Raw genomic sequence first — 8,354 nt, forward strand, 5'->3', positions numbered from 1 at the left:
CCGGACCTCACCGCACCCGGCGCAGCACCTCGCGGATCGGGGGCACCACGGTGCCAGCGGCGGCGAGCTCGGCGCGCGTGCGCCGCCGCTGGCGCAGGACGCCCAGCACGCCGAGCAACCACGGCACCGCGAGCACGCTGAACGCCGCGCGGTACGCGTCGAGCGAGTACGTCGCAGCGCCCGCGGGGGACAGCGCCTGCAGCACCAGGCCGACGGCGAGCACGCCGACGATCGTCGAGATGAACCCGCCGGTGTTCACGAACCCGCTCGCGGTGCCCAGCCACTGCGGCGGCGTCGACGAGCGCGCGAAGTCCATCCCGACGAGCGATGTCGGCCCGCCCGCCCCGATGACCACGACGAACAGCACGAGCACCCACAGCGGACGCGGCGTGCCGGGCACCAGTACCAGCAGCCACGCCGCGAGCGTCGCGAGGCACGAGCCCAGCACCAGCCACGTGCGGCGCAGCGGGTGCCGACCGGCGAGCATCCCGATGACCGGGCCGGTGCCCATCGCGGTGAGCGTCAGGAGCGTGAGCAGCAGGCTCGCCTCGGCGGGCGTGCGCTGCTGCGCGGTGGTGAAGAACGGGAAGCCCCACAGCATCGCGATCACGTTGGCGCTGAACGGCGTCGCGAAGTGGCTCCAGAACCCCAGGCGGGTGCCCGCGGGACGGGTCGCGGCGCGCACCGTGTGCCAGAACCCGTGCTCGGGCGTCGTCGGCACGCTCACCGCGCCGGGGGGTGTGCGCACGCCCGCGAAGGCGAGCACCGCGACGGCCGCGCCGACCGCGGCGAGGCTGCCGAACGTCGTCGTCCACCCGCTCTCGTGCAGCAGCCACGCGACCGGGATCGCGGACGCGAGCTGCCCCGACTGCCCGACCAGGCCCGTGACCTGCACCATCACCGGGATCCTGCGCGGCGGGTACCAGACCGCCACCAGCCTGATCACGCTGATGAAGATGCCGGCGTCGCCTGCGCCGATGAGCACGCGCGCGAGCAGCGCCGTCGGTACGTGCGTCGACACCGCGAGCACCAGCTGCCCCGTGGCCATCACGAGCGAGCCCGTGACGATGACGGCGCGTGGCCCGAACCGGTCCATGAGGCGGCCCGCGGGGATCTGCATCGCCGCGTACACCGCGAGCTGCAGCACCGAGAACAGCGCGAGCGTGGTCGCGGTGAGCCCGAAGCGCTCGATCGCCTGCGTGCCCGCGACGCCCAGCGCCGTGCGGTGCGTGACGCCGACGAAGTAGGCGGTGGCAGCGGCGGCGAGCACGAGGGACGCAGCGCGAGGGGAGGGTGCGGTGACGGTCGCGCCGGGCCGTGACCCGGTGGGCGGCGTGGCCGCGCCCGTCATCCTGCGCACCTCTCGTCGGCCCCGGGCACGGCTGGGCTGCGCGCGAGCGGGGAGGAGCCCAGGGTACGTCCGGCGCGACGGCGCGGGTCGCGGTGCTCGCGCGAGCGGGTGAGAAATCGGGACGAACCGTATCCGCGTGCCCGGGTCGGGGCTCCTGCTCGGTTGCTCACGCAAGCCCGCGGGCACCCGTGGTCGTCGGTGTCGACGACCCTCCGCGCGGCGCGACCGAGAGGACCCGCACATGAACCGCATCACGCAGGCGACGGGCGGCGTCCCGTTGCGCGACGTCACCGAGATGGCCGACCAGGTAGCTGCCTCCGGGTTCCGGCCCGTCGAGCTCGCGCCCGCGCTCAAGGAGGCGTTCGAGCGGAGCCCGAACCGGGCCGTGAGCCTCGCGACGGCCTACGCGCGGGCGCTGCCCAGCGTCGAGGACCACCGCCAGCTGTTCCAGACCGCCGCGTCGTACGACGAGCCCGAGCGGCGAGCCCTCGTCTCGGGCTACCGCAAGGCGGGTCAGGCCACGGCCGTGGTGCACGCGATCGGTCTGCTGCCGCGCGCGCAGGGGCACACGATCATGAAGGACCTGGTGCTCAAGGAGGACGGCAGCGTCGACAAGGCGTCGGCGCGGGCCGTGGGCCTGTGGCTGCGCGACGCGGGCCGGCAGATGCTCGACGCGCAGGTCCCGGCCGCGCCCGAGGACCACGACGACGCGATCGTCGACTTCGTCGAGGACGTGGGCGACGCGATCAGCGACGCGGTCAGCGCGGTGGTCGACGCCGTGAAGGCCGCGGGCCAGGCGTTCGTCGACGCGATCAAGGACGTCGTGAGCTGGGCAGCCGACGAGGTGCAGTCGCTCGCGCGCTCGCTGCTGTCGGCGTTCGCCACGCTGGGCGAGCTTTTCACCGAGGTGCTGACCGCCGGGTACGACGTGCTGCGCAAGATCATCCAGGGGCTGCAGGACATCGGGAAGTCGATGTTCGAGATGCTCGACGCCGCGTTCCAGCTCGCGCGCGACGCGCTGGTGTCCGTGCTGCGGGCCATGGACTCGCTGGGTCGCACGCTCGGGCAGCTCCTGTCGTTCCTCGTCGGGAAGGCCGCGGACTTCGTGCGTCGCGGCATCGACGCGCTGCTCGCGATCGGCAAGACGATCGGGAACCTCATCGCGCAGGCCGCGGCCGCGGCGGCGTCGCTCGTCGACGAGGTGGTGCGCGCGCTCGTCGCGCTCGGCCGCGCGGTGGGCGAGATCCTGTCCGCGGTCGCGAACGCGTCGCTGTCGCTGCTGCAGCGCGTGGTGAGCGCGCTGCAGTCCGTCGGGCACGCGCTCGCCGACCTGCTGGGGCAGGCGCTCGCGATCGGGCTGGACCTGCTGCGCAAGATGGCGCAGGCCGTCGCGTCCGTGGCCGGCGCGCTGGCCGAGCTCGCCGCGTTCATCGCGAACGCCGCCGCGGCCGCGGTCAAGGCCGTGGTCGCCGGCATCCTCGCCGCGACCAGCTCGCTCATCAGCCTGGTCATCGAGATCGCCAAGGCCGGTTTCGCGGCGCTCAAGAAGGTCGTCGCGGCCGTGTTCGAGCTGGGCCGCACGCTCGGCAACCTGCTCAAGGAGCTCGCCAAGGCGGTCGTCTCGACGCTGCGCGACGTGCTGCGCGCGGCGTTCGAGCTGGGCAAGACGATCGCGGAGTTCGCGGCCGAGATGGTCCGGTACACCTATCGGCAGGCCGCCCGCTTCGTCGAGGCCGCCATCGCCGCCGGTGCCGCGGTCGCCGACCTGCTCGAGTCGGTCGTCGAGCAGGGGTACTTCGTGTTCCGGCGCATGGTGAACGGCATCCTGCAGGCGCTCGGCTCGGTCGCCGCGGTGTTCGACTGGCTGCTGGCCCGCGCTGCCGACCTCGCTGCGGAGCTGTGGCGGCAGGCCGTGCTCGCGGTGCGGTTCGTGAAGAACGCGGTGGGCGAGATCCTGTCCTGGGCGCTCACCAAGACCAAGGAGGTCTTCGGGGCGGTGCTCCGGGCGATCGAGGCCGTCGGCTCGGCGATCGCCGAGGTCATCGACTGGGCCATCGCGGCCGGCGCCACGGCGCTCGAGTGGCTCGGCGAGCTCACCGTCAAGGTCGGCAACTCGCTGTCCTACGTGCTGACGTACGTCGAGAAGGACGTCCTGCCGGCGATCGCGTCGGTCATCAAGGGTGCGCTGCGTGCCGGGGCCGCCGTCGCGGGCATCCTCGCGTGGGCCGTCGAACGCGCGCTGCAGACGCTCGTCACGGCGGTCGAGGCACTGCTCGAGGCGGGCGTCACGATCGGACAGCTCGTCGTCGCGACCATCGCGCACCCCGGCGACGCGCTGCCCAACCTGCTCAAGGCGCTCGACGCGCTCGGCAAGGCGCTGACGACGATCGCGTCCGACGTGTGGAGCATCGGCGGCGAGGCGTGGGACCGGTTCGTGCTCGCCGCGAAGGAGGTCGGCCACGCCGTCGTCGACATCCTCAAGGCCGCGCTCGAGGTGGTCGGCGGGGCGCTCGCGTCCGCGGTGGCGATCCTGCTGCGCACGCTCGCGTCCTACCGGGAGATGTCGGCCGACGAGAAGGCCGACGCGGCCGCCGTCTTCGGCCCGGCACTCGACCTGTCGGACGTGTACGTCGCGACCGAGAGCCTCACCAACGACGTGATCTTCGGGATCCAGGACTTCTTCACCGGCAACCCGGACTCGCGCGCGTTCGTCACGGACACGCTCATCAACTTCGACGTGAGCGACGGCCCGCTCGAGCGCCGCAAGATGATCCACGAGCTCACGCACGTGTGGCAGTTCAAGACGACCGGCCCGTTCTACCTCGTCGAGGCGATCCACGCGCAGATGACCAGCGAGGGCTACGACTACGGGTACGACGAGGGTGTCGCGTCGGTCCCGGTCGTGACGGACTACGCCGGCACGACGAAGAACGAGGACCGCGGCGAGGCGACCGGCGAGGGCGGGCAGGACGACCTGCAGGCCGCGAACGGAGACCTCGACCACTTCAACCGCGAGCAGCAGGCACAGATCGTCATGCACTGGTTCGTGCGCACGGTCCTGCAGGGCCGCACGGGCGCCGACGTCGCGCCGTGGGACCCGTACGTCGCGGTGGTGCGGGCGTCGTGAACGTCGTCCTGGTGGCACCGTCGGCGGCGCGGGCACCCCTCGCGCCGCTGGCGGCGTGCTGGTCGGTCGAGCACGTGGTGGCCGACGAGCCGCCGGCCGCGGGGGAGCTCTCGGCGCTGGCGCGCGGGGCGGACGCGGTGCTCGTCGTCGGCTCCGCGCGCCGCGCGCCCCGGACCGCCGTGCCCGGGCCGGTCGTGGCCGACGGGGAGCGCGGCGTGCCGGTGGGGTGGGTGCCGATGCGCTCGTCGGCCGGGCTCGCGACGTTCGCCGAGGGTGCCGCCCAGGTCCACGCCCGCGCGGGCACCGGTCGTACGGTCGCGGTGCTCGGGCAGCGGCTCGCACGGTACGACGACCTCGCCGGGCGCATCGAGCGCGCCGTGCTGCCCGGGTCCGGTGTGGACGTGCGGCGGTGGACGTCGTACGACGTGGTGCGCGACGATCTCGTCGACCGCCTCGGGCACGGGCCCGCGCTCGCGGTGTACGTCGGGCACGGGCGCTCGATCGGGTGGGTCGGGTACGCCGGGCTGCGCGCGCACCACTTCGGCCGGCCGGGGCGACCGGCCCGGCCCGTGGGGGCCGTCGTCTCGCTCGCGTGCCGCACCGCGAGCCGCCAGCGCACCGGGCTGTCGTTCAGCGAGGCGCTCGTGCTGCGGGGCGTGACGGCCGCGTCGGTCGGGGCCGTCGGGCCCACGCTGCACACCGCCAACTCGCGCTGGGCGCTGCGCGTCGCCACCGGCGCCGCGCGCGCCACCACGGTCGGTGCCCTCGTCGCCGAGGTCGCCGCCGCCGACCCGTTCGCCGACCGCTACCGGCTCGTCGGCGACCCCACCGCGCCGCTCGTCGACGACGCGTCGTTCCCGACCCTGCAGGAGGTGGCGTGATGACCACGCTCGACACCGACGTGATGGACCGCATCCGCACGGAGCTGGCCGCGATCCGGCCCGACATCGCCGCGACCGCACCGCCCGACGCGACGCTCAAGCACGATCTCGAGATCGACTCGCTCGACGTGCTCGAGCTCGTCGCGCGCGTCGAGGCGGCGTTCGGGGTCGTCGTGCCCGACGAGGACTGGCAGCACGTCGCGACCCTCGCGTCGCTGGCCGCGTACGTGAGCGCGCACTCGTGAGCGGCGTCGGGGGAGCCGTCGGGGGAGCCGTCGTGACGGGGTACGGCGCGGTCACCGCGCTCGGGGACGCGGGTGCGACGTGGGACGGGGTGCTCGTCGGGCGGTGCGCCGCGCGGAGCTGGCAGGACCTGGCCGACGAGGGCTTCACGGCGACCACCGCGTGCCGCGTCACGCACGTGCCGGTGGGTGACCCGGTGCGTCGCGGGCGGGACCTCGCAGGCCGGGCGGTGCTCGACGCGCTCGCGAGCGCCGGGCTCGCGCCCGACTTCGCGCAGGACCTCGACCCGTCGCGCGTCGGGGTGTTCGTCGGCACGACGATGGGCGAGTCCGCGGGCTTCGAGCTCGCCGGCGCCTCGGGGGTCCCCGTGGACCCCGACGAGCTCAGCGGGTGGGGGATCGCGACGCACGTCGCGCGGCTCGTCGGCGCGACCGGGACCACGCGTGCCTACGGCACCGCGTGCGCCGCGGGGAGCTACGCGATCGGGGCTGCCGCCGCGGCGGTGCGCGCGGGGCGTCTCGACGTCGCGGTGGCCGGCGGGGTCGAGCCGTTCTCCCGCATCGCGATGACCGGCTTCTCACGCATGCGGGCCATGACTCCCGACGTGTGCCGCCCGTTCACGGCGGGCCGGCGCGGCATGCAGATCGGCGAGGGCGCGGGGTTCGTCGTGGTGGAGCCCGAGCACCGGGTGGCACTGCGGGCGTCGCGTGCGCCGGTGCGGTCGCGCGCCGTCGTCGGCCCACTGGGGCTCGCGTCCGACGCCCACCATCCGACGTCCCCGCGGCCCGACGGCTCCGGGATGGCCGCCGCGATGAGCGCCGCGCTGGGCCGCGGGGGCGTGCTGCCCACGGCGGTCGGATGGGTCAGCGCGCACGGCACGGGGACCGCGCAGTCCGACGCCGCCGAGGCGCTCGCGCTGCGGTCCGTCTTCCCGTCCGGCGTGCCCGTCTCGAGCGTCAAGGGCGCGATCGGGCACACGATGGGCGCCGCGTCGGCGATCGAGACCGTGCTCGCCGTGCGGGCGCTCGAGGAGGGGCTCGCACCGCCCAACGTGAACGGCACGGAACCCGACCCGGGGCTCGGGATCGACGTCGTCGTGCGGCCCTACGCCGCCGACCTGCGGTGGGTGCTGAACTGCGCGTACGCGTTCGGCGGGCTCGACTCCGCGCTGCTGCTGGGGAGGGTGGCCTGATGACCGGGCCGTCGTCGTCCGCTGCCGTGACGCGGCTCGTCGACGCGTCGCGCCTCGTCGCCTCCGGGGACGCCGTGGCGGCCTGGGCCGCCGACGTCCTCGCGACCGTGTGGGCCGGCGCCGGGCTCGACGCGCTCTACGTCGGCACGTCGCGGGGCGGAGCCGACGAGGCCGTGGCGTTCTGGTCCGCCGCGCTCGCGACCGGTCCCGCGCTCGCGGCGCCCGGCGCGTTCCCGTACACGCTCGCCAACGCGGCGGCGGGGCGGATCTGCGTCGCGCTCGACGTGCGGGGGCCGTCGGTGACGCTCGTCGGACCCGCCGCCCGGGCCCACGCGCTCGAGGCCGCGCGCGACGACGTCGCGGACGGCGTGTGCCGGCGCGCGCTCGTCGTCGGGCTGGACCCGGACGGGTCGGGCGCGTGGCGGCTCGATGCGGAGGTGGTCAGCGCAGCTCCTGCGTGATCGTCGACGCGCGCTCGTCGTGCCGGACCGTCGCCAGGGCCCCGTTCACCAGGCACAGGTGCGGCGGGACGTGGCCGCACTCGACGTCGGCGAGCACGGGGACGCCGAGGTCGCCCAGCGTGTGCCGGACCGCGTCGTGCTGCGTCCAGCCCGGCAGGTCCGCGCCGCGCGTGCGTCCGATCAGGACGGCGTTCGCGTGGTCGAACCAGCCCGCGTAGCGCAGGCCCTGCAGCCGTCGCGTGGTGTCCGCGGCGTCGGACTCGGCGCACTCCAGGTAGACGACGAGGCCCTCGGGCGCGTGCTCCCGCGCGAACGCGTCGACGTCGCCGTACGGGGTGCCCGCGAGGTGCGAGACGGTCTCGAGGCACCCGCCCACCAGGCGGCCGGAGACGTCGACGGGGGCGTCCGCGTCGAGCCTCGTCCACCCGCCGGCGGCGTCGAGCGTGAGCTCCGTGACGTCGGGGTGCTTCTCGTAGTCGTCGTACCCGTGCGCGCGGAACCTGCGGGGCGAGCGCTGCTCGACCGTTCCGCCCGGCAGGGTGCGGACCACGTCGAGCCAGTGCGCGACGCCGTCGGGCTGCGCGTACGGGGTGTCGACCAGGTTCTGGCCGTGCAGCGTCGCGACACCCGTGCGCAGCGTGAGCGGGAGCAGCAGCGTGGAGATGTCGGAGAAGCCGACGAGCCACGTGGGTTCCGCCGCGATCGCGTCCCAGTCGAGCCTGCCCAGCAGGTCGATCGCGATCTCGCCGCCCCACGGGGGCACCACCGCGCTGATGCGGGGGTCGGTCAGCATGCGCTCGAGCTCCGCCGCGCGGTCGTCGGCCGGGCCGCTCACGATCCCGGCGTCGGACATGAGGTCGCCGACGACCGGGTCGAGGCCCGCGCTGCGGACGGTGGCCAGTGCGGCGGCGAGGCGCGAGGCGAAGCGGGGACCGACGCCCGCGGAGGGGGAGGTGACGCCGACGAGGTCGCCGTCGACGAGCGGGCGGGGGTAGACGACCATGCGGGCGAGTCTGCCTGGTCGCGGGCGTGCTCGCGCTGGTGGGCGCGCTGGGGGCGCCCTGGGGGGCGTGGTGGTGGGACGTGTCGGTGGTGTGGG

At 74.9% G+C, this 8,354-nt stretch carries 7 protein-coding genes; 5 read left to right on the forward strand and 2 right to left on the reverse strand.

Annotated features, from left to right (window positions below):
• Positions 1 to 7 precede the first annotated feature (7 nt).
• Complete coding sequence (locus tag AW16_RS0112730) at positions 8 to 1,351, reverse strand: nitrate/nitrite transporter (protein WP_051681928.1); 1,344 nt, start codon at positions 1,349 to 1,351, stop codon at positions 8 to 10.
• 241 nt (positions 1,352 to 1,592) lie between these two features.
• On the opposite strand from AW16_RS0112730, the gene AW16_RS0112735 reads away from it, so the two are divergent.
• Genes AW16_RS0112735 through AW16_RS0112755 form a run of 5 tightly spaced genes read left to right on the forward strand, consistent with a single transcriptional unit; the run spans position 1,593 to position 7,255 of the window.
• On the forward strand, positions 1,593 to 4,478 hold the full coding sequence (locus AW16_RS0112735) for a hypothetical protein (RefSeq protein ID WP_029290941.1): 2,886 nt from the start codon (positions 1,593 to 1,595) through the stop codon (positions 4,476 to 4,478).
• On the forward strand, positions 4,475 to 5,359 hold the full coding sequence (locus AW16_RS18465) for a C25 family cysteine peptidase (RefSeq protein ID WP_156044173.1): 885 nt from the start codon (positions 4,475 to 4,477) through the stop codon (positions 5,357 to 5,359). Before AW16_RS0112735 ends, AW16_RS18465 begins: the two co-directional genes overlap by 4 nt.
• The gene (locus AW16_RS18470; RefSeq protein WP_034649122.1) at positions 5,359 to 5,604 is read left to right on the forward strand and encodes an acyl carrier protein; all 246 of its coding nucleotides are present in this window, start codon (positions 5,359 to 5,361) and stop codon (positions 5,602 to 5,604) included. Before AW16_RS18465 ends, AW16_RS18470 begins: the two co-directional genes overlap by 1 nt.
• Entirely contained in the window at positions 5,601 to 6,794 is a 1,194-nt protein-coding gene (locus AW16_RS0112750) for a beta-ketoacyl synthase N-terminal-like domain-containing protein (protein WP_051681929.1), read from the forward strand. The genes AW16_RS18470 and AW16_RS0112750 overlap by 4 nt, the downstream gene beginning before the upstream one ends.
• Positions 6,794 to 7,255, forward strand: coding sequence for a beta-ketoacyl synthase N-terminal-like domain-containing protein (locus tag AW16_RS0112755; RefSeq protein ID WP_029290947.1), 462 nt, complete (start codon positions 6,794 to 6,796; stop codon positions 7,253 to 7,255). Before AW16_RS0112750 ends, AW16_RS0112755 begins: the two co-directional genes overlap by 1 nt.
• Here the strand turns inward: AW16_RS0112755 and AW16_RS0112760 are convergent.
• Positions 7,236 to 8,258 (reverse strand): S66 peptidase family protein, encoded by a 1,023-nt coding sequence (locus AW16_RS0112760; protein ID WP_029290949.1) that lies wholly within the window; start codon positions 8,256 to 8,258, stop codon positions 7,236 to 7,238. The genes AW16_RS0112755 and AW16_RS0112760 overlap by 20 nt on opposite strands.
• Positions 8,259 to 8,354: the final 96 nt, after the last annotated feature.

The organism is Cellulomonas sp. HZM (assembly GCF_000708885.1).
Classification (GTDB): domain Bacteria; phylum Actinomycetota; class Actinomycetes; order Actinomycetales; family Cellulomonadaceae; genus Cellulomonas.